The 23,226-nt window shown below is 67.4% G+C and carries 19 protein-coding genes; 3 read left to right on the top strand and 16 right to left on the bottom strand.

Features of this window, described 5'->3' with window-relative positions; translation table 11 throughout:
* The 3 genes from B1790_RS24975 to B1790_RS24965 all read right to left on the bottom strand — a co-directional run bounded on the left by B1790_RS24975 (position 1) and on the right by B1790_RS24965 (position 3,204).
* Positions 1–1,692 carry a CocE/NonD family hydrolase gene (locus B1790_RS24975; protein WP_233165317.1) on the bottom strand — a complete coding sequence of 564 codons (1,692 nt, stop codon included), beginning with the start codon at positions 1,690–1,692 and terminating at the stop codon, positions 1–3.
* A 269-nt stretch (positions 1,693–1,961) separates the two neighbouring features.
* Positions 1,962–2,738, bottom strand: coding sequence for an SDR family NAD(P)-dependent oxidoreductase (locus B1790_RS24970; protein WP_079925969.1), 777 nt, complete (start codon positions 2,736–2,738; stop codon positions 1,962–1,964).
* Positions 2,739–2,748: 10 nt separating this feature from the next.
* Complete coding sequence (locus B1790_RS24965; RefSeq protein WP_079925968.1) at positions 2,749–3,204, bottom strand: MarR family winged helix-turn-helix transcriptional regulator; 456 nt, start codon at positions 3,202–3,204, stop codon at positions 2,749–2,751.
* A gap of 70 nt (positions 3,205–3,274) precedes the next feature.
* Between B1790_RS24965 and B1790_RS24960 the strand changes: the two genes are divergently transcribed.
* The 3 genes from B1790_RS24960 (at position 3,275) to B1790_RS24950 (ending at position 6,563) form a co-directional block, all read left to right on the top strand.
* A complete protein-coding gene (locus tag B1790_RS24960) occupies positions 3,275–4,039 on the top strand; it encodes a pirin-like bicupin family protein (protein ID WP_079925967.1) in 765 nt (254 codons plus the stop codon).
* Positions 4,017–5,318, top strand: a complete 1,302-nt coding sequence (locus B1790_RS24955; RefSeq protein ID WP_079925966.1) for a sorbosone dehydrogenase family protein — start codon at positions 4,017–4,019, stop codon at positions 5,316–5,318. Before B1790_RS24960 ends, B1790_RS24955 begins: the two co-directional genes overlap by 23 nt.
* Before the next feature lie 162 nt (positions 5,319–5,480).
* Positions 5,481–6,563 carry a phosphodiester glycosidase family protein gene (locus B1790_RS24950; RefSeq protein ID WP_233165305.1) on the top strand — a complete coding sequence of 361 codons (1,083 nt, stop codon included), beginning with the start codon at positions 5,481–5,483 and terminating at the stop codon, positions 6,561–6,563.
* On the opposite strand, the gene B1790_RS24945 is transcribed toward B1790_RS24950, so the two are convergent.
* From B1790_RS24945 to B1790_RS24885, 13 genes are all read right to left on the bottom strand, one after another.
* Complete coding sequence (locus B1790_RS24945; RefSeq protein WP_198952115.1) at positions 6,564–7,607, bottom strand: LacI family DNA-binding transcriptional regulator; 1,044 nt, start codon at positions 7,605–7,607, stop codon at positions 6,564–6,566. It lies immediately after the preceding gene.
* A 46-nt stretch (positions 7,608–7,653) separates the two neighbouring features.
* Positions 7,654–8,703 (bottom strand): substrate-binding domain-containing protein, encoded by a 1,050-nt coding sequence (locus B1790_RS24940; RefSeq protein WP_079925964.1) that lies wholly within the window; start codon positions 8,701–8,703, stop codon positions 7,654–7,656.
* Positions 8,704–8,783: 80 nt separating this feature from the next.
* Complete coding sequence (locus B1790_RS24935) at positions 8,784–9,788, bottom strand: ABC transporter permease (RefSeq protein WP_079925963.1); 1,005 nt, start codon at positions 9,786–9,788, stop codon at positions 8,784–8,786.
* Positions 9,788–12,394, bottom strand: coding sequence for an ATP-binding cassette domain-containing protein (locus B1790_RS24930; protein WP_079925962.1), 2,607 nt, complete (start codon positions 12,392–12,394; stop codon positions 9,788–9,790). Before B1790_RS24930 ends, B1790_RS24935 begins: the two co-directional genes overlap by 1 nt.
* A 176-nt stretch (positions 12,395–12,570) precedes the next feature.
* The gene (locus B1790_RS24925; protein WP_142271492.1) at positions 12,571–14,751 is read right to left on the bottom strand and encodes a hypothetical protein; all 2,181 of its coding nucleotides are present in this window, start codon (positions 14,749–14,751) and stop codon (positions 12,571–12,573) included.
* Positions 14,752–15,096: 345 nt separating this feature from the next.
* Entirely contained in the window at positions 15,097–15,780 is a 684-nt protein-coding gene (locus tag B1790_RS24920; RefSeq protein WP_079925960.1) for a YoaK family protein, read from the bottom strand.
* Between the two features lie 13 nt (positions 15,781–15,793).
* Positions 15,794–16,705, bottom strand: coding sequence for a hypothetical protein (locus B1790_RS24915; protein ID WP_079925959.1), 912 nt, complete (start codon positions 16,703–16,705; stop codon positions 15,794–15,796).
* The gene (locus B1790_RS24910) at positions 16,672–17,232 is read right to left on the bottom strand and encodes a mammalian cell entry protein (protein ID WP_079925958.1); all 561 of its coding nucleotides are present in this window, start codon (positions 17,230–17,232) and stop codon (positions 16,672–16,674) included. The genes B1790_RS24915 and B1790_RS24910 overlap by 34 nt, the downstream gene beginning before the upstream one ends.
* Positions 17,229–18,269 carry an RDD family protein gene (locus B1790_RS24905; protein ID WP_079925957.1) on the bottom strand — a complete coding sequence of 347 codons (1,041 nt, stop codon included), beginning with the start codon at positions 18,267–18,269 and terminating at the stop codon, positions 17,229–17,231. The genes B1790_RS24910 and B1790_RS24905 overlap by 4 nt, the downstream gene beginning before the upstream one ends.
* The gene (locus B1790_RS24900; RefSeq protein WP_079925956.1) at positions 18,266–18,880 is read right to left on the bottom strand and encodes a hypothetical protein; all 615 of its coding nucleotides are present in this window, start codon (positions 18,878–18,880) and stop codon (positions 18,266–18,268) included. Before B1790_RS24900 ends, B1790_RS24905 begins: the two co-directional genes overlap by 4 nt.
* Positions 18,850–20,403, bottom strand: a complete 1,554-nt coding sequence (locus B1790_RS24895; RefSeq protein WP_079925955.1) for an MCE family protein — start codon at positions 20,401–20,403, stop codon at positions 18,850–18,852. Before B1790_RS24895 ends, B1790_RS24900 begins: the two co-directional genes overlap by 31 nt.
* A gap of 3 nt (positions 20,404–20,406) precedes the next feature.
* The gene (locus B1790_RS24890) at positions 20,407–21,552 is read right to left on the bottom strand and encodes a virulence factor Mce family protein (RefSeq protein ID WP_079925954.1); all 1,146 of its coding nucleotides are present in this window, start codon (positions 21,550–21,552) and stop codon (positions 20,407–20,409) included.
* A 32-nt stretch (positions 21,553–21,584) separates the two neighbouring features.
* Positions 21,585–23,219, bottom strand: a complete 1,635-nt coding sequence (locus B1790_RS24885; RefSeq protein WP_079925953.1) for a virulence factor Mce family protein — start codon at positions 23,217–23,219, stop codon at positions 21,585–21,587.
* Between the last annotated feature and the right edge of the window lie 7 nt (positions 23,220–23,226).

Genomic DNA, 23,226 nt, shown 5'->3' with positions numbered 1-23,226 from the left:
TCAGCCCGCCGGAATCACCGGCAGCGTGATGCTCGACGGATGCGCGGCGTCGTGCAGGATCGTCTGCGTGGCCACCACCGTGTTCGCGCTCTGGCCGAACGGCTCACCGGTGTTGGGGTTGGGCGCGAACTGCGGGTAGTCGCTACTGGATATCTCCACCCTGATCCTGTCCCCGGCGCGGTACTGGTAACTGGTGGGCCAGATCTGGATCCGATACCTGGTCGGCTGGTTGGGTGGCACCGGTGTCGGGTTGGACAGTGAATCGCGGAAGGACGTCCGCAGGATGCCGTCGTTGAGGTTGACGACCTCGCCGTCGGGCTTGACCACCGTCAGCTTGGCGGTGAAATCGGTATCGGGAGCCGACGATTGAGCCCACAGGTCGACCGTCGCGGCCCCCGTCACCTCGGTGTCCTCCGGCAACGGCGGGCTGCTGTAGACAAGGACGTCGGATCGCTGTTCGACCGGAGTCTGGTCGTAGGGTCCCTGCGGTCCGGACTGCGCTCCACAGCAGGAGTGCCCACCCAGACTGGGCGCGGGGAAGCGAGGGTCGTAGGTGTAGACGTCGGGCGCCTCGGCGCCGGGGGCGGCGTCACGCAACTCCCCCGTGCGGTCCTCCCCACCCGACCCGGACAGGTAGTACGTCGTCGGACGGGTTTGCGGCAGCGGCCAATTCGTCGCGGTCTTCCAGACGTTGGCGCCCATCAGGAAGTAGTCCACCCGAGGCGCGCCACCGATGCCGTTGTCCTTGCCCTTCAGGAAGTGGTCGTACCACTCGAGCATCAGCTCGTTGACCGGGCTGTTCGCGACCGCGCCGATCGACTTCAGCATCGGGGCGGGCTTCGAGTCGGGTCGGCCCCAGTCGACGTGGTCCCACGGACCGATGACCAGGCGCTGGTTCGCGCGGGCCTCGGCGGTCGCGCCGTGGGCCACCATCCCGGCGAAGTTCTCCACGCCGCCGGCGAGGAACGCGTCGTACCAGCCCTCGAAGTGCATCACCGGGACGGTCACCGCCGGGTAGCGGTCGCGGATGCTGACCTGCTTCCAGAAGTCGTCCCGCGTCGAATGCCGGATCCAGTCGAAGTACCACGGCGCCACCGCGGGGTTTCCCGGCTGCAACGGCGGTAGGTCCTTGAACGGCCGGAAGTCCAGCCACCGGGTGGGATCCCTTACCGCAGAGGCGAGTTCGTGGACGGTCGCCTGGTCGCCGCGGTTCTGCGCGGCGGTGGTGGCGATCGACTCCATGGCCCACGGCAGCACGAAGGCCAGGCGGAACTCGCCGCCCTCGTAGGTCCAGCCGTCGTAGTAGTCCGACGCGGTGTTCGCGGGCACGATCGTGACGAGGTGCGGTGGCGCGGTGACGGCGGCCAGCCACTGCGTCGCGCCGACGTAGGACGAGCCGTACATGCCGACCTTGCCGTTCGACCCGGGCAGGGCGGCCGCCCATTCGACGGAGTCGTAGCCGTCGGCCTGGTCGTGGGTGAATTCGTTGAACGTGCCGCCGGAGGCGCCTTGGCCGCGGATGTCCTGCACGACGACGAGGTAGCAGTGCGAGGCGAACCAGTCCGGTGGCTGGTAACGGGTGCCGGCCTGGGCGCCCTCCTTGCCGTACTGCGTGCGCATCAGGATCACCGGCACGGCGTCGGACGTCTTGGGCCGGTAGACGTCGGCGCGCAGGACGGTGCCGTCGCGCATCGTGGCGGGCACGTCGGGTTGTTTGGTCACCTCGCACGGCCCGCGTCCGGGATCGGGGGGCCACGGGCCTGCGGTGGTGGTGCGAGCGTTCTGCGAGCAGCCGCCGAGCACCAGGGTCACGGCCGTGGCGACGGCGGCCAAGCGAACCGCGACGGAGGGCACCCGATCACGCTAGCCCCGAATCCTGGGACCACCCGCCGAACGTGGACTTCCTTCACGCCATCGTCGAGAACGCGTGGAGGAAGTCCACATTCGGCGGACGGGGGCGGCTACTTCGGGGGCATCCTAATGCCGCCGTCGACGCGAACCACCTCGGCGTTCATGTACGAGTTGGTGATCAGTTCGACCACCATCGACGCCAACTCGTCGGGCTTGCCGAGGCGGTGCGGGAACAGCACGGACTGGCCGAGCTTGGCCTTGAACGCCTCCGAGTCCGGCCCCTCGCCGTAGATCGGGGTGTCGATCAGGCCGGGGGCGACGGTGTTGACGCGGATGCCGACGGCCGACAGATCGCGGGCCACCGGCAGGGTCAGGCCGACGACGCCACCCTTTGACGACGAGTAGGCCGCCTGGCCGATCTGACCGTCGAAGGCCGCGACGCTGGTCATGTTGACGATCGCGCCGCGCTCGCCGGTCTCGGTGGGCTCGTTGCGGCTCATCGCCGTGGCGGCCAGCCGGATGCAGTCGAAGGTGCCGACCAGGTTGATCGCGAGCACCTTCTTGTACACGTCGAGGTTGTGCGCAGAGGCGAACTCCCCGTCCTTGCCGATCGTGCGCTGGGCCCAGCCGATGCCTGCCGAGTTCACCAGGGCGCGCAGCGGGCCGAGGTCCGCTGCGGTGTTGACGGCGTCTTCGATCTGCGCCGTGTCGGTGACGTCGACGCTGACGAATACGCCGCCGATCTCGTGCGCGAGTTCCTGTCCGCGCTCGGCGTTCAGGTCGGCGACGACGACGCGCGCACCCTTGGCGGCCAGCTGGCGGGCCGAGGCCGCACCGATACCCGACGCGCCACCGGTGACGATTGCACTTGCTCCGTTGATGTCCACGCAGGACAGATTAAGCAGACCCCCGCCCCAACCGTGACAGGACCTGCGACGTCCAGCTACCGACTGCCTTCAGCTCGGCGGCAGTCACGCCCTCGAAGACCACGTCGCGGACGAACTCGACGTGCGCCGGCGCGGCGGTCTCGAGCGCCGCGCGGCCGGCGTCGGTCAGCTCGACGGTGGCACCCCTGCGGTCGTCGTCGGCGCCACGACGGTCGACGAGTCCCCTGGTCCGCATGCGTCTGAGCTGGTGCGACAGCCTGCTCTGCTCCCAGCCGAGGCGCTCCCCGAGTTCGTTGACCCGACACACCGCGAGCTCGTCGAGCGCGACGAGCACGTCGTAGTCGGCGAGCGAGAGTCCGCAGTCGCGCTGCAGCTGTCGGTTCATCTCGACCTGCAGTCGAGCGCTCATCGACAGGTAGTTACGCCACGCCCGCTGCTGCTCCTCGGAAAGCCACATGGAATATATGACACATCATCTATGTTGTCGTGTCCAGTGCCGGCCACCTAGGCTGGCGACGACGCCCGAGGAGCTCTTCATGACCACGACCGACATCGTCGACGTCCGACGCGCACAGGATCGCTCCGCCACCAAGATCTCCTGGCTGGACTCCAAGCACTCCTTCTCGTTCGGGGGGAACTACGACCCGAACAACACCCACCACGGCCTGCTGCTGGTCAACAACGACGACGTCGTGAAGCCCGGCAGGGGTTTTGACACCCACCCGCACCGCGACATGGAGATCGTCACCTGGGTGCTGCGCGGATCGCTGGTCCACCAGGACTCCACCGGCCACTCGGGTGTGATCTATCCCGGTCTGGCGCAACGGATGTCAGCGGGTCGAGGCATCCTGCACTCCGAGAAGAACGACTCGTGGACGCTCACCGGCGACGCCACGCATGCCGACCCCGTCCACTTCGTCCAGATGTGGGTGGTGCCCGACGAGTCCGGCATCACCCCCGGCTACCAGCAGCTCGAGATCGACGACGAGGCGCTGCGCGGCAAGCTGGTGACCATCGCCTCCGGCATGCCCGAGCACGCCGACGACGCCGCGATCACCATCAGCAACAAGTACGCCGCCCTTCGCGGCGCGCGGCTGGAGCCCGGTGACACCGTCGAGTTGCCGCAGGCGCCGTACCTGCACCTGTTCGTTCCGCGCGGCGAGGTCGTACTCGAGGGCGCGGGCCCACTGCACGAAGGCGACGCCGTGCGCTTCACGGCATCGGGCGGCCAGCGGATCACCGCGACCGAACCGTCGGAGATCCTGGTCTGGGAGATGCATGCGAGTTTGTCTGCGGCATAAGGCTTTTACCCTAGTCGGGGTCCTACTGCTGGCGGGGTGCTCCACGAGCGCCCCGCCGGCGTCGGAGACCACCAGCACCCAGAGCCAGGCGCCGAGCGCAGCCGGTCTCGACGAGGTGACGGTTCAGGTCTCCGGCGACCTCGCCGCCGAGCCGTTCGACGAACCACGAAAGGCGTTGGTGCCCAAGGGCTGGACGATGTCGGTCTGGGCCAGGGTGCCCAAACCGCGGTTGGCGGTCTGGGCACCGGACGGCGCCCTGCTGGTGTCGTTGCCCAGCGCCGGACAGGTGATCCGGATCGAGCCATCGGGGTTGGGTCCGCAAATGCAACTCCTCGTCAACGGCATGAACCAGCCCCACGGCCTGGCCTTCCAGGGCTCCACCCTCTTCATCGCCGAGAGCGATCAGGTCGACGCGTTCGCCTACGCCGACGGCAAGGCCACGCCCCAACGCACCGTCGCGGCTGATCTTCCCGACGCAAAGAGCCCCGACCTCCGCGGCGCCTACTCTCACGCGCTGAAGAGCGTCGCCGTGGGACCCGATGGGGCCGTGTACTTTTCGATTGGATCGACGGGAAACATCTCCGCCGAGGACCGCACCGCCAACCCCCAGCGGGCCACCGTGATGCGGGTCCCGCCTGGCGGTGGGCCGTACGCGCCGTTCGCGACCGGCGTTCGCAACGGCACCGGACTGGCCGTCGCACCCGACGGAGCCGTGTGGACCGCGGTCAACAACCGCGACAACGTCGAGGTGCCCGACCAAGGTCCGTCCTACGGCCAGGTGGTTCCCGACTACGTGGACGAGAATCCCCCGGAATCCCTCGCCAAGCTGACCCCGGGCCGTGAATTGGGTTGGCCGTATTGCAATCCCAACGGCGGTCCGGCCAACCTGCCCCTGATCCGCGACGTGCAGACCAACGCCGACGGGTCGAAGCTCGACTGCGCGACGCTGCCGCCGATCGAGCAGAGCATGGGCGCACACTCGGCGCCGCTCGGAATGGCCTTCGTCGACGGCGTCCTGCCCGCGCCGTACGACAAGGGGGCATTGGTCGGGGTACACGGTTCGTGGAACCGGCAACCGCCCCGCGCGCCGGAGGTGTCCTTCTTTCCCTGGCAGAACGGCAACCTCGGCAACCAACAGACCCTCGTCGGCGGGTTCCAGGCCGCGGACGGGACGCGGTGGGGCCGACCCGTCGCCGCGGTGGTCGGTCCGGACGGCGCCGTGTACGTCACCGACGACGCGGCCGACGCCATCTACCGGGTGGCACCCCCCGGTCGCTGAGACGTTGCTCCGAGGTCGGCCCGCAAACCCAACGAAGGACATGCCGGCAAACGGTCGTTGCCGAATCGTGCCTTCTGCGTAACCAAAGCCGACTGTGCGTCGGCTGTGATGGCAAGTACCTGCCGTCGAACAGTTCGTGGCAACCACCCGATTGGGGCCCCCGTGCCTGGTACCAGAGCGAACCTTCGACGGGTCGTCGCCTCGGCGACGTCCGTGGCGCTCGGTGCCGTCCTGGCGACCATGGCCACCGCCCCCGCCGCCCGGGCCGCGGACGGGCGCGAACTGCTCGCGAATGCCGTCGCGAACACACGGGGCTCCTACCTCGTCTACAACTTCGGTGGCAACAACCCCGCACCGATGCTCAACGCCGCAGGCAGCTGGTACGAGGGGGGCAGCGGCGGTCGCCTGATGATCATCAAGTCGGCATCGGCGCGGCTGACGCCCCGGTTGCTCGTCGACTCCCATCGCGGCTATCAGGCCCGCTGCGAATCGACGCCAGGGGCCCGCACCAGCGAGGGCCTGCTGCAAGCCTCGGAGACCTTCACCCCCATCCAGGCCTGGCAGGCGCTCGGCAAACCGACGATTGCGATCAACGCCAACTTCTTCGACGTGCGCGGCCAACGGGGTGGCTCCTGGAAGTCGACCGGGTGCAGCTCACCGCTGGGGGCGTACTTCGACAACACCCGCGGCGGCGGGCCGGCCAACGCCGCTGTGACCGGCACCCTCGCCTACGCGGGCAAGCAGGCGCTCTCCGGCGGCGACGAGGTCTGGACCGCGCTGACGACGATGATCCTGCCCGTCGGCGGCGCCCCGTTCGTCGTGTCACCGCGTGCGGCCGACGACTACGACGCCGCCACCCCGGTGGTCAAGGATCTCGCGGACAAGGGCACCCGGTTCGTCGCGGTCAGCGGGCTGGGGTTGTTGGCTCCTGGGGCGACCGGTCAGATGAACGACAGCGGTCCCAGCGCCGCCCGCACGGCCATCGCCTACGCCAGGGATCGCGACGAGATGTACGTCTTCCAGGGCGGCAGCTACACACCAGACCAGATCCAGGACCTCTTCCGCGGACTGGGCAGCGACACCGCCATCCTGCTCGACGGCGGCGGCTCGTCGGCGATCGTGTTGCGCCGTGACAGCGGCGGAATGTGGGCGGGCGCGGGAGTTCCCAGGGGCTCGTGCGACACGATGGCCGTGCTGTGCGACTCCCGCGAGCGTGCCCTGCCGAGCTGGCTCGCCTTCAGCTGATCAGTGGCAGCCGCAGGAGTTGCGGCGCCGGAAGTCGGTGGGGAACCTCACCGTCTCGGCCGGACGGTCGGGCTCGGCGATCCGGCGCAGCAGCAAGTCGACGCTGGCGGCCCCGATCTCTTCGGCGCGTTGGGCGGCGCAGGTCAAGCGTGGGAGAAACAGGTCGGCCCAGGGGAAGTCGTCGAACACGCCGAGCGCGATTCCCTCCGGCGGAACGATTCCGCGGCTGCGCAGCGCCTGCATGATGCCGATCGTCATGCGGTTGTTGCCGGAGAACAGTGCCGTCGGGGGATCGTCGAGATCCAACAACCGGTGGGTGGCCCGCTCGGCCAGCTTCTCGTCGGAATGTCCCGGCTCGATCAACGCGGGGTCGTGGGGCAGGCCCGCGGCGTCGAGCGCGGCCCGGTACCCCGCGATGCGTTCCTCGGTCGTCGAACTCCCCGCTTGGCCGGAGACCATTCCGACCCGACGATGCCCATGCTCGATCAGATGCCCGACGACTTCGATTGTGGCGTAGTGGTTTTCGGTTCCCGCGAAGTCGTAGCCGTCGGCCCCGCCACTGGTGTCGAAGCGGTCGACGAAGACGGTGGGCACGGATCGTTCCTGCAGGAATTCGACGGCCCGGCTGGGATCGGCCGACGGCTGCAACAACAAGCCGTCGACCTTGTGGGTCCCCAGGTTGAGCACCGACCGGTATTCCAGCTCCGCCTCGTCGCGGTGATCAGCCAGTAGCAAGCTGTATCCGCTTGCGACCGTTGTCCTTTCGATGGAAGTGACGACCTCGTTGAAATACGGGTTCATCACCGCCGACATGACAAGTCCGAAGGTCTGGGTGCGCCCCGAGCGCAGCGACGCCGCCGCCGAATTGCTCACGTAACCCAGGGTGGCAACCGCGTCCTCCACGCGCTCGCGGGTGGGGACGCTGACGAATCGGGTGCCGTTCAAGACGTGCGACACGGTGGCGACCGACACCCCGGCGAGCCGTGCGACGTCCTTGATGGTGGACAGGCGAACTTCTCCCCTCAGCCCCGAATCGGGGGACACCGCACGGCATCCCCCGACTCGGCTCCTTAGCCGCTGCTCGGACCGATCAGAACGGGAAGTCCTTCACGTTCTCGGGGGTGACGATGGTCGGCTCACCCAACAACACCGTCCCGTTCTCCCCGACGGTGAACTTGCCGAGGCCGTCGACGTCGTAGGACGTCCCCTCCTTCGGCTCGATCTTGCACTGGGCGTACTGCTCCGCGGTGGCGAAGGTCAGCGTGCCGAGATTCTGCACGTTCCACCACACGTCCTGCACGTTGCCGGTGTCGATGTACTGCTTGACCAGCGTCACCGGTCCGAGGCCGGAGATCTTCACCCGGCCAAGGTCACCGCTCTGCGACAGCGCCTCGGCCGCGGCGGGCAGGCCGATGCCCGCGGGGACGATGATGCCCTTGAGGTTCGGGTACGCCTGGACGAGTTCCTTGGCCTTCTGCGCGTTGACGTCGGCCTTCTCCTCGCCGTAGGCCACGGTGACGAGCTTCATCTTGGAGTACTTGGCGTCGTTGGCCAGCTTGTCCTTGATGCTGGCGATCCACGCGTTCTGGTTGACCGCCGTCTGGGTGGAGGACAGGATCGCGAACTCGCCCTCTCCGCCGATCATGTCGGACAGCGACGCCAGCATCTGGTCACCGATCTTGCTGGTGTCGGCCTGGTTCAGGAAGAACGCGCGGGAGTCTGGCGCGACGTCGGAGTCCCAGGAGATGACCTTGATGCCCGCCTGCTTGGCCTTGGCCAACGCGGCCGACGCGCTATTCAGGTCGCTGCCGGAGATCGCGATGACGTCGACGCCCTGGGAGATCAACTGGTTGACGAAGGGGATCTGCGCCGCGCCGGTCGCGTCGCTTGGCGAGGTGTAGATGACCGTCGACCCGTCCTTGGCGGCGGCGGCCTCGACGGCCTTCTGCACGGTCACCATGTAGGGGTCGGTGCCCAGCTTGGGAATGAGGCCGATCTTGATCGGGCCCTCGACGCACTTGCCTGCGGCGTTGTTCGCGCCGCTCTCGCCGGATCCGCCGCCGTCGGAAGCACAGGAGGTCAGCGAGAGCGTCAGCATTGCCGTTGCTCCAACCGCCAGGGTGAGGGCCGATCGATTCATGGGGAGTCCTTTCAAGGGGTGAGTACGGCGGCCACGGGTCGTGGCAACCGGCTGTCGAGGTGTGCGGGGTTGACGCGGGGTCACGTGGTGTCGGCCCCCAGCTGCGAGGCGGGGCGGCGACGCTCACGGACGGCGCCGAAGAAGCGTTGCGAGAGGTTGGTGACCAGCAGCGACGCGATCAGCACGCCGCCGACCGCGATGCCCTGGGTGTAGCCGCTGACGTTCATCAGCTGCAGTGACTTGCGGAGCGCCAGGATCAGGATGCTGGCGAGCACGACGCCGGTGATCCGTCCCTTGCCGCCGAGCACGCTGACCCCGGCCAGGAACACGACCGTGATCACGTCGAGCTCGAGGCCCTGGGCGCCGTCCGGCGCGACTTGGCTGGTGATGCCCATGTAGATCATCCCGGCCAGGCCGGACACCACGCCGGAGACGACGAACAGGACGAACCGGATGCGGGCGACGCGAATGCCGCTGTAGCGGGCGGTTTCCGGGTTGCCGCCGATCGCGTAGATGCGCCGTCCGACGGTGCTGCGGTGCAGGACGATTCCGAAGACCACGGCGAGCACCAGGAAGGGAACGATCGCCCAGGGGACCACGAAGCCGGGAATGTTGTCGTTGCCGAGCACGGTGAAGAAGTCAGGGAGCGGCGAGATCGGCGTCCCCCCGAGGAGGACGTAACACAGCCCACGGAACAGGGCCAGGGTCCCGAGCGTCACCAGCAGGGCGGGCAGTCCCATCACGGCGACGAAGAAGCCGTTGACCGCACCGCAGAGCAGGCCCGTCACCAGGGCCGCCACGATGACCACCGGAACCGACTGTCCCGCTTCGATGGCCAGACCCGCGGCGACGGAGGAGAGTCCGGCGATGCTCGCCACGGAGATGTCGATGTCGCGAACGATCACCAGCAGCGCCAGCGGCAGCGCCATCAGCGCCGCGGGGGCGAAGGTGGCCAGGCCGGTGGAGATGCTGAACGGCCTGGTGAAGCCCGGCACCAGCGTCGCCGCGACCAGCAGAACCACGACGACCAGCACGAGGAGGATGAACTCCCAGGACCGGAGTTTGGCCGTGACGGTGCCCCACATCAGCGTGCTCCTCGGGTGCCGCGTCGCGAGAGCAGCGTGTCGATGAGGACGGTGAGCAGGATCGCGCCACCGAAGAAGGCCTGCAGGTAGGACGGATTGATCCTGGCCACCGTGATGGCGTTCTGGATGATGATCAGCGTGACCGTGCCGAGCAGGACGCCGAGGACGGTCCCGGCGCCGCCTCGCAGGGAAACCCCGCCGACCACGACCGAGGCGACCAGGGTGAGCTCCAACCCGTAGGCGAGCTGGCCGTCGACTGTGGCGAAGTGGGACGCCCACATCGCTCCCGCGAACCCGGCCAGCGTGCCGGAGATGACGAAGGCGGCGAACGTGCGCGCCTGGGTCTTGATGCCGATGAGGTCGGCGCCTGCCGGATTCGAGCCGGTGGCGTAGATGTCGCGACCGAAGCGGGTGGTGCGCAGGAAGATCGCGAAGACGACGAACAGGGCAAGCCCGATGTACACCAGCAGGGAGACGCCGAAGAGCCGTCCCGCCGTCCAGGCCAGCCAGCCGGGCGGGACCATGCCCGACGAGATCTGTCGGCCGTTGGACAGGATGGCGTCGATCCCGCGGAAGATCGCCAGCGTTCCGAGGGTGACGACGATGGACGGCACCCTGCCGTAGGCGACGATCACACCGTTGAACGCACCGCATGCGACCCCGACCCCGACGGCGATCAGGATGCCGACGACGACGGGTGCCTGCGGCTCGGAACTCATGAACCAGGCCGCGACGTAGGCGGACAACCCGATGACCGAACCTTGGGAGAGGTCGATGTTGCGGGTCAGCATCACCACCATCTGACCGAGGCACGCCACGCCGTACAGCGCGGTCGTCACCCCGAGGTCACCAATGTTGGAGGGGCTGACCAGGTTTGGGTTGATGAACCCCAGCGGCACCAGGATCGCGATCACCGCGGCCAGCAGCCCGACCTCGCGCCTGGCGACGACCTTGCGCCACCCCGATCGTCGGCCATCGCCGACGCTCACCACCTCGGACTCCTCCCGAGCCTTGATGACGTCGAGGTCGGCGGTGGAGGTGGCACCGACCTCGCGCCCGGAGTCGAGCAGACCGGTGGCAGCCAACCCGATGTCGATCTGGTTGGCGTGCTCGGCGTCGAACTCCGCGGTGATCGTGCCCTGGTGCATCACGTAGATCCGGTCGCAGGTACCCAGCAGCTCGGGCATGTCCGAAGAGATCATCAGAATGGCAAGACCCTGTTGCGCCAGCTCGGCGATGATGTGGTGGACCTCGGCCTTGGCCTGGATGTCGACGCCCTGGGTGGGCTCGTCGAGGATGAGCAACCGCGGGTTGGTCGCCAGCCACTTGGCCAGCACCACCTTCTGCTGATTGCCGCCGGACAGGTTGCCGATGGGCTGGGCATAGCTCCGGAACTTGAGCTGCATGCGCTGCAACGGACCGTCCACCAGCGCGAACTCGGCGCGGTGCCGGATGAGACCGAAGCGCGACGCCTGGTCGATGACTGGCAGGGTCGCGTTGTCGAGAATCGAGAAGTCCTCGACGATGCTCTGCCCGCGGCGGTCCTCAGAGACGTAGGCGATGCCGTGCGCCAGGGCGGCCGCGGGCGAACCGATCCGCACCGCTTGCCCGCCCAGCTCGATCTCGCCGGTGGCGGGCTTGTCGATGCCGAAGACGGCCCTCGCGACTTCGGTGCGTCCCGCGCCGACGAGGCCGGCCAAGCCGACGATCTCGCCGGCGCGAACGTCGAGGCTGACGTCCGAGAAGTGGCCCGTGACACCGAGATTGGACAACCGGAGGACGACGTCGCCGATGGTCGCGGACTTGGGCGGATAGATGTCGGTCAGCTCACGGCCGACCATCAGCTCGACGATCCGGTGCTGGTCGACGTCGGCGGTGACGAGGTCGGCGACCCATCGACCGTCCCGCATCACCGTGACCCGATCGGAGATGGCCACGATCTCTTCGAGGCGGTGGCCGACGAAGAGCATGGCCACCCCGCGCTCCTTGAGATCTTCGATGACCGAGAACAGCCGCTGCGTCTCACCGATGGTCAGCGACGCGGTTGGTTCGTCGAGGATCAGGATGGTGGCGTCGAAGGCCAGCGCCTTCGCGATCTCCACCAGCTGCTGTTCGGAGGTGTTGAGCTCGCCGGTGGTCATCGCCGGGTCGACCCGCAGGCCGAGGACCTCCAGCCACCGGCGCGCCTCCTGGCTCATCCGGGCGTGGTCAAGGAGACCGAGGCGATTGGTGAGAGGCCTTCCGGCGTAGACGTTCTCGTAGATCGGCAGGTCCGGGAACAAGCCTGGGTGCTGGTGGACGACGGCGATGCCGAGGTGCTGCGCGTCGAGCGGGGTGCGTAGGTCGACGTCGACGCCGCCGACCCGAACTACGCCCTCGGTGGGGTGGTAGACCCCGCCAAGCATCTTGACGCAGGTGCTCTTCCCTGCGCCGTTCTCGCCGACCAGGGCCAGCACTTCGCCGGACCTGATTTGCAGGGACACGTCCCGAACGGCGTAGACGCTCTCGAAGCGCTTCGACGCTCCGACGAGCTCGGCTCTGATCCCACCTCGGTCGTCCACGGTCGCACCGCCGCCCGCTTCGTGGGCACGAGAGGTACTGCTCACTGGTCATCCTCATCTTCGAACTGACGCCCCGGGCGTTGTGTGACTGACGCTAAAGCATGAAAATCGTTTACGTAAACGTTTTCGTAAGGTTGGTGCCGACGAAACGTCGCGGCCACCCAGCAGTGGCGGCGACGTCCCGCGAGCGTCCGGCCGACTCGGCCCGCCGTCAGCCGACCTCAGGCCGCCTTGTCGGCCGACCCGCCGTCCGACTGCGTCTTGTCCGAACCGGTCTTCACACCAGCGCCATTCGGCTTCTCGGGCTTGGCGTGCTTCGGCGCGTTCGTCTTGCCGGTCTTGACACTGACGGTCGGGGTCGAATCCCCCTCTGGCTTGGCATGTTTGGGGCCTGAAGCGGGCTTCGGGTCCTCGTTGGCGGCCGTGGGCTTGTCCCCGCCCGTCTTGTCGCCGGCATCCGGCGTCTTGTCGCCGGCATCGGGCGTCTTGTCCCCCGCCGCCGGTGTCGTGTCCGAAGTCTTGTCCCCACCCGTTCCGTCACCGACGACCGAAGACTTGTCGCCCTCTTCGCCCTGGGCCTCCTCGCCGGGGGCCGGAGTCTTCTCGCCTGCCGCCGCGGTGGTCTCACCACTGGCCGACTGCTTCTGCGCCGACTTCGAATCATGTTCAGGCGCAGCATCCTTCGCGACTTCCCCACTCGAGGGCACGACGCTGAGCAGTTGCGCACTCGGGGACGGAACGTCTGCGGCCGCGGTCTTGGACAGGGCCGCCGTGGTGGTCTTGGCCGCCGACGGCGGGGTGATGAGATTCAACAGATTGTCGAGCAGGCCGCCCTTGCGCAGTGCGTCGAGGAGGTTGGACAGCACGTTGGGCGTGCCCGGCGTCGGGTTGGGTCCGAGTTCCTTCTGGAATCCGGCCACCAACGCCTTGAAGGCGTCGTTCAGCACCAGGCCGGGGTCCAGCTTCGGGAAGGACATGAACGGCACCTCGGTGCCCGCATCGTCGAAGTCCCTGGTGTAGGTCCCGTCCTCGTTGCGAACGGTGTTGGCGTAGCCAACGTCGGTGAGGATCCGCAGCGCGGGCGCAAGGGCATTCGCCAGTCGCATCGGAATCTGCGCCAACGGATGGAGCCCGACGACGTTGAGTACGTCCGACGTCAGATACAGCGGCTCCAACAGCGGCAAGGTCGACGTGTGCAACGTGAGATACAGGTTGATCGCCAACGCCGAGTCGGGGTCGAGGGGATTGATCCCGCCGAGGGCGTCATTCACTCCCTTGAGGATCTGCCCGGTGAGCCCGCCGAGGTCCAGGTCGAGTCCCCGCAGCATGTACGTCGGCGACAGACCCGCCGCCAGGTTGTTGGCGAGCGTGAAGGGATTGGGCCATGAGGCCAGGTCCGACAACGGCTGATATTCGTAGGTGGCGTCGACCAGGACTGGCAAGAGATTTGCATGGCCAAGTTCGACACCGGTGCCCAGGCCGGGGAGGCTGAATCCGTTGCCGTTGCTGGTGAACTCGGTCGTGGGGTTCACGGTGTTGATGCCGAGGAGCGCGGCCAGTGCTCCAAATCGGGCGAGTGCGCCGCCGTCGGGGCGGGCCGGGTTGTTGATCAGGATCAGCGGCAGGACGGTGAGGCTGCCGAGGATCGGATCGGCACCGAAGACGTGGTCCAGACCACCGGGTTGCATGGAGAGGTCGGCGAGCACCTTTTCATACGCCATGGCTGCGGCGTACGCGCCGAACCCCATCCCCACGGTGGGGATTACCCGGACGTCGACCGCGTCGGGAATCTGATTGGTGATCAGGCCGAGCAGGTCGGTCAGGGGTTTGATCAGGGCGGCCGCCCCGGCGAGCGGACTGTTCTTCAGCTCGCCAAGGAGGAGGTCCAAGACACCGTCGACGCCAAGGCGGGCGTACGGGGTGTTGTTGATCTCGTTCGCCAGCGAGTTCGGCAGCGCCGGTACCCAGCCGAGGTCGACGCCGAGCATCTTCAAGGCTGCGAAGGCAGGCCCGGAGGTGACGAGATTCAGCGGGACACCGTCGATGCCGTCGATCTTCAGGGCCTTCAGGAGTTGGATCACCAACGAAAGGTCGACGCCGGCGGCCTTGGGCAGGGCCGACAGGTCGATGCCGTTGACGATGGCCCTGATGACCGCGTCGGAGAGCACCTGACCCCGGTCGTAGATCGTCGAGCCGAGACCGCCGGTGATGTCGGACACCTTGTCGTGCGTCGGCAGCAACTGGGTCGCGGCGGCCAGGTCGACGCTCTCAGCGCTGGCACGCTTGGCCGGATCGGGTGGCGGTTGGACACCGACGGTCAGGGCCGTGGCAGTCGCTGTGGCAGCGCTGACGAGCGCCACGCTGAACTGCCGACGACTTCTGGTGCGGTGACTCCCTGCCATCTGACCTGTCCCTTCATAGCCCCGAGTGGGCTGCGCCACAGCACGCTAGCACTTACGCGGGCGGCAAAATGGAAATTGCTGACGGCCCCGTCGGTTGGCGCAGTGGCTCTCTCGGACCCGACTTTTGCTGCCCTATCAGGCGATTTGCTGGCTGGCGCATCCGCTGACCAGTTGACGGTGGGCAACCAAGCTGGGCTAGGCAAGCCAAGGGCTCGACAGGTGTCAACCGACGGATTTGCCACTCCGGCACCATTCCGCACACCTGACCTGCGGGATCCCGTTCCACTGCGGTGCCCGTCAGTGCGGTCGAGATCACCGCCGTCGACGACCCAGCAACGTTCCCCGCTATGTTGCGTTGCTGGCTGGCCCGAAGGCGAAGATTGCCGCGCTCGTCGCGACTACCGTTGCGGCGATGGCGATCACCGGCGCAACGGTCCACAGCGTCAACGTCGCACCGAGCACCGCGCCGCTGCACATGACGAGGATGACGCCGTACCGCAGCTTCTCCCGCTCGCCAGTTCCTCCGGCGAGCCTGCTGTCGAACCCGATGCCGACGACGGTCTGCGTCAACACCGTCGTACTGAGTTCCTGCACCCCGAACTGACGCGCGGTCGCGTTCTGGGTGCCGAACACGACGGCGAGCCCGGAGATCAGCACCAGTCGCCCGACGCCGGTGTACTGCAACACACCGGTACCGGCGAGCACCGAAAGGCTCACCAGCACGACGACTTCCAACCCCAGTGCCACGACGAGCCAACGGCGGACCTTCGCGTCGAGATGCCGCGCCAACCGTCCCCCTATCACTGCTCCGGCGACGAAGCTGGTGAACGCCACCACTGCGGCGAGCATGTCGACGCCGGAGTGCGGCACCAACCAGAAGCCAAGGAAGATGACGTTGCCCGTCATGTTGGCCACGAACACATGTCCGAGGATCAGCACGCTGACGGCGTCGACCAACCCCGTCGCGAAGGTAAGCAACATCAGCGCGGTGACCGTCAACCGTTGGGAGACGGGCGATTCGACGGCCATTGCACCTCCGCGGCTACAGGCGTGGGGTCAGGTCCAGCTTCGTGACGGCGACCATCTGCGTGATCAGCCAGCGGTTGCCCTGCGGCTTCATGGTGAGCCGGTAGGACAGGTACCGCAGCGACGGGATGCCCTTGGTGACCGGGCTCGTCGCCACCGAGTTGGTGTAGACGATGGCGGTGGCCTCCGTCGGCGTCAACGACTCCACCGCTGCGCCGAGGACCTGCGTGTTGTTGGTGACCTGGGCCTGCTTGTTCGGCGCGACGATCGCGTCGATGTAGCGCTTGTAGTCGGCCGCGAAGTCGCCGCCGAGGTACTTCGCGGAGCGCTCGGGCAGCTTGTCCATGTCGTCCGGCGTGTAGGTCCACAGGGTGGTGATGGCGCTGGCCGCGGTCTCGGCGATGACGAACTTCGTCTGCACCGCAGCCCGATCCGCGAGGTAGGGCTGGATTGCGGCGCCGGCGAAGGCAGCCGCGCCGACGAACAACACACCCGCAGCCACCGCAACGAGCTTGAGCGCCCGCCCCGCCGTGCGGTGCGGAACGAGTACCACGTCTTCGGGCACCTGGGCATCGACGTCAGAGGCTTCGACGTCAGAGGCTTCGACGTCAGAGGCGTCGGCCTTGCCGCGTTTCCACAGCGGGCGACGGCGGCGCTTCGGCTCGGCGGGGACGACCTCTGCGACCTCTGGGACGTCGACCTCGTCGGTCTCAACCGTCTCCTCTGCCGCAACCTCCGCAGGCTCCTCGACCGCGGGCTCCGTGGCTTCCGGAGCCTCCGCAGTTTCCGTCGTCTCATCCGACTGGTCGACCTGTTGCGCCTTCTGCCGCGGCAACCGGTGGCGGTTGCGCCCCGCCTTGCCCTGCGGGACTGAGGCGGCGGCAGCGTCGGCGGTCAGATCACTTGAATCAGCTGACTGATCTTCCACTGCTGTCCCTCCTCGATAGTCGTCACGACCCAACGGGTTCCGCTCTCAATGGGCGTCTTGCCGTCGGGTCCGGTGGATTTCACGTTGGTCGCCACCAGGATGTCGGCGCTGCCGTTGTCGTTCCACCGCTGCACGCCAGCCTCCTGGACCACACCCGTCGTGGGTTCGGCCCGAGCCACCTGAATGACGATCTCGTTCAGCTTCTCCTTGAAGGACTTTGCGAAGTCGCCGGTGCCCTGAGCGAGGATGCGGTCCGCATAGTCGTTGGCGTGGAAGGGATCCAACGAGGTGTACTCCGTCATGAAGCCACGCACGTAGAACAGCGCGGACGCGTCCCTGTCCTCGGTCCGCTTCACGCTCTCGTGGTCGACCACCATGAAGATGCTGCCCGCAATCGCGACGGCCGCCAGCACGAAGGCCAGGATCGCCGTCAACGGAAGGCCCCACCGCAGCGGTGTCTTGGTGGTGGCTGCGCCAGTCGAGAAGAAGTTCCGATCGTTGGCGTCCACCTTGCGCCGCGGGCTCATCGGCCAGACCCCTTCGGCGGGGCCGGCTTTGGCGGTGGCGGTGGCGCCGGTTGCTGCGGAGCGACGTTCTGGCCCGTCAACGGTTTCTTCAGAACGGTGAGAGCGGCGACCTGCCACCGGTCGTTCGTCTTCTCGAAGTCCGCCCGCACGGTGGCGGTGATGAACTTGAGGTTGTTCGGATCCGATCCGCGTTGCCCCTGCAAGGCCAGCAGCATCGCCGCCCGATCCTGGGTCACCGACAGCACCGCGCTGCTCACCGCCCAGTATTCGTTGTCGGTGACACCCGCCTTCTGGACGGCCTGCTGCTGCGCGACGAGCTGGGGCCGATATCCGTCGGTCGCAAGCCCCTGCGCGCGTGCGAAGTCGTCGACCACGGACTTGGTGCCGTAGCTCAGCAGTTGCTCGACGATCCGTGGACCCTGCTCGGCGATCTCGGTGCGCGCGTGTTCGAGAGCTCGGTCCTGGCGGAACACCTGGAAATAGCCCAACCCGCCACCGGCCGCGCACAACACCGCCGCGGCGAGCAGCACGGAGCCGGCGATCCGTCGCACGTCGCGGCCCGAGGACTCGGCACCGCCGTCGACGACCCGAACTTCGGTGCGTAACAACAGATCCGCGAACGTCCGGTGCCGCTTGTCACCAAGGGGCCACAGCCAGCCCACGAACAAGGCCGCGGTGTCAAGGAGGTGGGCGAAGTCTCGCGCCAACAGGCGGACGCTGCCCACCGGCTGCCCGGTCGGCGTCGTGACGCGAATGCCCGCGACCGCGCGACCCATCGTCGCGCCGACCACCGACGGCAGCAGCCACCGGTTCACCAACGTGGCGAGGACGGCGACCGCCAGCGCTGCCATGAACACCCACCAGAGCCACCCCCCGACGGGTGTGGTGTACGCCAGCAGCGCCATCGTCGTAACCACGGCGACCCCCGGCATGACGTCGAGCAGCAGGGCGGCAGCCCGCGCGGGCCACGACGCGAAGCGGACCACGTCGTCCGGCGCCGTCGTCGTCTCGGTGGATTCGTCGAGCACGGCCGTCACGAGGTGACCTGGTCCAGGCGGTTGATCTTGTAGGTGCCGTCGGCGGGCGCCATGTTCACCCGCAACCGGTAACCCTGCTCCTGGTCGGCGGCTTGGGAGTTGGTCACCTTCACCCGGACCGCAACCAGCACGTCCACCGAACCGTCGTCGTTGTGCTTCTCGACGGCGCCGCGCATGTCGGACACCTGAACCGACACGTTGGCCGCCTGGTATGCCTCGACGAGCATGCTGGCGAACAGGTTGGCCTGCACTCCGAAGTCGCCGGTGGCGCATTCGATGACCTTGGTCTGGCTGGCCGTCATCGCCGCGACGTCGGGCGCCTGGGTTGCCTCGACGCACTCCTTGGCCCGCTGCAGCGCCATCGCGTCCTCGCGGGCGATGGCCTCGCTCTGATCGTGCGACTTGAGAGCGAGATAGCCACCGGCCCCCACGCCCGCGGTCAGGACGAGCAGAGCCAGACAGATTGCGACGAGCCACCCGCGGCCGAACCGCTCGGGTCGACGGGGCTGGTCTTGCTGAAGATCGGATTGTGCGTCGGACTCCACCGACACGTCGGATTCGATAGGGATGTCTTGGGGGTTCAGCCGGCTGGCGCCAGCATCTCCTTCCATCCGTTTTCTCCTGGATCACTTGAGTTGGTGACGGAGTACGTGACTCCGTCGGGTCCGACGACCTGACCGTTGGACGGCGTGTAAACCGCCGTCGGTCCTGCTGCCGGAGTGTAGACACACGGGTTGGGCTGCTGGCCACTGCAGGCGACGGTGCCCTGGCCAGGGGCCGTAAGCGGGTCGCTCATCGGTGACGGTGGCTTCGGCGGCAACTGATCGGCGGGCAACGGGTTGAGCCCGTTGTTGATCGTCGGTGCGGGCACCACGTAGCCGGGCTTGACCGGTTGGTCGCAGCGCGCGCCAGCCGCGGGGCACGTCAGGATCTGGTTCGGATCCCCGTACCAGGGGTTGGTGCCCATCGGCTCGTACGGCGTGGTGCTGCGGCACTCCTCCGGCGTCGCCGCGCGCTTGCCGGGCACGTCCGCACACGGGTAGTTGCGCGCACCACGGACGACGTTGCCCTGGAAGTCCTTCGGGATCTTGCAGTACAGCCCCTCGGGCAGCGGCTTCGTCGTCGTGTCGGCCGGGGACCGCCATTCCGAAGCGGGGAGGAAGCCGGTCAGACACGGCGGCGGCTGGTTGATCGACAGGCCGAAGTGCAGCAGGCCCTCGCCGGGGAAGATGGTGCCCGCCTGGGCGACCGTTGCTCCCTGCGGCAAGATCACCAAGGCCTGTTCGAGGCCCTTGTGATAGCGCTTGAGCATGTCGGTGACGATCGCGAGGTTCGCAAGGGTCTGCGGCAACGCCTCACGCACGTCGCCGAACACCGCGTTAAGCTGATCGGCCGTCGGGGCCGCCTGCTGCAAACCGCTGCGCAACGCCTGATCCTGCTCGGCGGTCTGCGACGTGATGGTGTTCAGGTTCCTGGCCCACTGCGAAATCGCGTCACCCGAGTTGACCTGACTGTCCAGGATCGGCGTCGAGTTGTTGATGATGTCGTTGACCGGGCCGAGGTTGTCCTTGAAGTCACTGGCGATGGCGGTGGTCGAGTCGACCAACCGTTGCAGCGCGGGACCGAGCCCACCGACGGCCTGAGACGTCTCGGTCAGCAGTGAGTCGATCTTCTCCTTCGGCAGCGCCGCGAGACCCTCGTTCGCCTTGTCGAGAGCCGGTCCGACCTCGCTGGGCACCGTGCCGTTCATGATCGTCGACCCGGCGGCCAGATACTTGCCAGGCTGGTCGGCCGTCGACACGAGGTCCAGGTACTGCTCGCCGATCGCCGAGACGGAGTGCACGTTCGCCGTCGCGTCGGCCGGGATCTTGTAGTTGCTGTCGATGCTCATGGTTGCCACGACGCCCGTGGGGGTGGGCTTGACGTCGGTGACCTTGCCGATCTGCGTGCCGAGGTAGGTCACGTTGGCCGTCGAGTAGAGGCCACCGGACCTTGGCAGTTGGGCCTTGAGCTCGTACTGCCCGATGCCTGCCACGCTGGGCAGCCGCAGGTAGTACCAGCCAAGGACCACCAACGCGATGATCGTCAGGATGGTGAAGATCACCAGCTGAATCTTGATGAAGCGGGTCAGCATCGCTCACTCACCTCTCTCGACCAGCGGTCCGCCCGGCGCGTTGTGCGGGTTCGGGGTGAAGCGCACGTCCGGGATCATCGTCGCCGGATCGCGGCCCCACGACTGTTCCAGAGCCCGCAGCATGCCCGACACACCGGTGCCGGAAAGCACACCGTTGTCGATCGCCGACAGCGTGAGGTCCACGTTGAGCGACACGTTGATGTAGTCACCGCGAATGGCCTTCGGCACGTTCTCGATGCTGAAGGGCGCCGTTCCGATCACCTTCAGCGCGCCGAGGAGGTACGGGGACGCCTTGCCCAGTTGGACGAGCGGCCGCTGAAGGTTCTTCAGGTTGGTCGTGATGTCCGGGTTGGCCTGCGACAGCGCGTCGTCGGTGGCCTTGCTGACCCGACCGAGGGCCGTCACCGCGTCGGCGAACAGGTCCCTGGTGTCGGCGAAGTGCTTGATCAACGGCGGGAACTCGGTGAGGACGCGATCGAGGGTGTCGTTGCGCTGCGCCACGATGGCGAGCAACCGGTTCGTCGAGTCGATCGCGCGGGTGATGTCTTCGCGCTGGTTGTTCAGCTCGGCGGTGAAGGTGTCCAGACGGCCGAGGAACTCGCGGATCTGGTCACCACGCCCGGTCAGGATGTTGGCGACCTCGGTCTGGATGACCTCGAGGTTCGGGATGCCGCCGCCGGTGAGGATGGTGCCGATGCTGGCCAGCGTCCGCTCCGTGGTGGGGAACGCGCTCGCCCTGGAGAGCGGAATGGTGTCGCCACTCTTCAGCAGCGGACCGTCCGACTTCGTCGTCGGCGCGTCGAGCTCGACGTGCTGCGAGCCGAGCAGCGACGTCTGGCCGATCGCCGCGGTGGTGTCGGCGGGCAGCTTGAGCCCCGGCTCCACGTCCAGCGTCAGCGTCGCGACCCAGTTCTTCAGCTCGATCGCGCGCACGCTGCCGACGAAGACGTCGGCGACGCGCACGCGGCTGTTGACGTTGAGCGCCAACGTGTCTGGCATCTGCACGTAGATGGTCATCGCGTTCGAGCCGGTGCCCGCGCCACCCGGCACGGGCACGTTCGCGATGCCCTTCCACCCGCACGACGTCAGGATCAGACCCGCGGCGAGCAGGGCTCCGCCGCGCTTGACGACGGTCCTCAAGTTACTCATCAACGCTGTCTTTTCTTCGCGCAAGCGGCTCATCAACCGGCTCCTGCTTCAGCGGGCAGCGGTGGTCCAGCCGGCGCGGGTGCGGCGGCCGGCGCCGCTCCGCCCGCCGGAGTGACGGCGCCGAGCGGATCGCCGGGCAGCACGCCCGGCGCCGGTGCCGGCGGCGGACCTGGCTGCGGATACCACGGCGGAGGCAGCGGGCTGTTCTCGCCGTAGGCGTTCGGCGGTCCGGGCAGACGGCCGTCGTTGACGCCAAATGCCGGCGGCGCAGGCGGGGCGACGATGTCCGGTCCGCCCATGAGCTCGCTGAGCGACTCGGGGGTCAGCATGTTCTGCGTGAACGGCTGCACCTCCACGCCCTGCATGCCCGGTGCGACGGTCCACCCCGGCTCGTGGTTGCCGTGGGAGAACAGCGTGTCCCGCGAGAAGACACCGGGAACGGTGGTGTCCTTGTAGCCCGGAGGCGGCTGCAGCCGCTGCTCGGAGTACGCGATCTGCTTGGGCAACGTCATCGCCGCGGTGATCTGGTTCAGCCCGAACGGCGGGTAGTTGAACTTCGTCGCGTCCAGGATCGGTGCCAGGTACTGCGCGCACAGCTCCGCGGAATCCTGGTAACCCAGCCGGCTGCCCGCCTGAATCGCGCTGCACAGGAACTGCATCGGGTTCGCGTAGTTGTTGATGGTCGGCAGGCCGACGATGCCACCAGCATTCGGCGACGCGATGTTGACGATGTTGGCCGCCAGGTTGGGGTAGACGTGCAGACCCGTCTCCAGGCCCTTGCGTGGCTCCGGCTGCAGGATCGCGTTGGTGACCTCGGCGAGGTTGTTGACGTCCTTGGTCAGCACGGTGGCGTTCTGGTCGAGGAAACCGCGGGTGGTGCTCAGCAGTTGGTTGAGGTCCTGCACCGCCGTCGCCACTTCGCGATCGGTGTTGGTGAAGGAGTTGGTGAACTGCGCCAGGTTGTCGTTGAGCTCGACGAACTGCTGGTCGCTCTTGTAGAGCGCGTTGACGAACAGCGCCAGGCTCTTGATGACCCCGAAGAAGTCGCCGCGGCCCTGATTCAACGTGGTCAGCGCCTCGGACAGGTTGTTCAGCGTGGTGTTGATCTGCTCGCCCTTGCCTGCGAGACCGTCGGAGAACGACTCGACGACGTCACCGAACGGACCCTTGGGCTGGTCCTTCGTCGGCCCCAGGTCGGTCAGGATGCGGTTGATCGAGTCGCGGAGTTCGTCGTACTCGACCGGCACCTGGGTGCGGTCCTGCGGAATCAGCGCACCGCTCTCCATCACCGGGCCACCGGTGTAGGGCGGTGCCAGCTGAATCGTCCGCGACGCCACCAGGCTCGGGTTCAGGATGGACGCCGTGGCGTTCGCCGGGACCTTGTACTTCGACTCGTAGGTGAAGGTGACCCGCATCTTGTCGCCCGCCGGCTCGATCTTCTCGATCGTGCCGACCCGCACGCCCATGATCTGGACCTTGTCGCCGGGGTACAGCGCCAGCGTCTGCGGGAACTCCGCGACCACGGTGTTGTAGGTCAGCTTCTTGTACAGGTTGTAGCCAAGGAACGCAGCCACGATGACCCCGATGAGCACCACGGTGCCCACGATCAGGCTCGTCTTGGTCAGCGCGGGCAGTTTCATGTTTCGGACGTTGAAGATCGTCGACATCTCAGCC

The sequence above is a fragment of the Mycobacterium sp. AT1 genome (genome assembly GCF_002043095.1).
In the GTDB taxonomy this organism is placed as follows: domain Bacteria; phylum Actinomycetota; class Actinomycetes; order Mycobacteriales; family Mycobacteriaceae; genus Mycobacterium.
The sequence above is the reverse complement of the archived record's forward strand: the minus strand, read 5'-3'. Positions and strand labels throughout refer to the sequence as shown.

Excerpts from the sequence above, each read along its gene's own strand:
- B1790_RS24885 (WP_079925953.1), bottom strand. The coding sequence starts at position 23,219 with ATGTCGACGATCTTCAACGTCCGAAACATGAAACTGCCCGCGCTGACC.
- B1790_RS24925 (WP_142271492.1), bottom strand. The coding sequence starts at position 14,751 with ATGGCAGGGAGTCACCGCACCAGAAGTCGTCGGCAGTTCAGCGTGGCG.
- B1790_RS24955 (WP_079925966.1), top strand. The coding sequence starts at position 4,017 with ATGCGAGTTTGTCTGCGGCATAAGGCTTTTACCCTAGTCGGGGTCCTA.
- B1790_RS24910 (WP_079925958.1), bottom strand. The coding sequence starts at position 17,232 with ATGAGCCCGCGGCGCAAGGTGGACGCCAACGATCGGAACTTCTTCTCG.
- B1790_RS24940 (WP_079925964.1), bottom strand. The coding sequence starts at position 8,703 with ATGAATCGATCGGCCCTCACCCTGGCGGTTGGAGCAACGGCAATGCTG.
- B1790_RS24895 (WP_079925955.1), bottom strand. The coding sequence starts at position 20,403 with ATGCTGACCCGCTTCATCAAGATTCAGCTGGTGATCTTCACCATCCTG.
- B1790_RS24935 (WP_079925963.1), bottom strand. The coding sequence starts at position 9,788 with ATGTGGGGCACCGTCACGGCCAAACTCCGGTCCTGGGAGTTCATCCTC.
- B1790_RS24900 (WP_079925956.1), bottom strand. The coding sequence starts at position 18,880 with ATGGAAGGAGATGCTGGCGCCAGCCGGCTGAACCCCCAAGACATCCCT.
- B1790_RS24975 (WP_233165317.1), bottom strand. The coding sequence starts at position 1,692 with ATGCGCGACGGCACCGTCCTGCGCGCCGACGTCTACCGGCCCAAGACG.
- B1790_RS24960 (WP_079925967.1), top strand. The coding sequence starts at position 3,275 with ATGACCACGACCGACATCGTCGACGTCCGACGCGCACAGGATCGCTCC.
- B1790_RS24890 (WP_079925954.1), bottom strand. The coding sequence starts at position 21,552 with ATGAGTAACTTGAGGACCGTCGTCAAGCGCGGCGGAGCCCTGCTCGCC.
- B1790_RS24920 (WP_079925960.1), bottom strand. The coding sequence starts at position 15,780 with ATGGCCGTCGAATCGCCCGTCTCCCAACGGTTGACGGTCACCGCGCTG.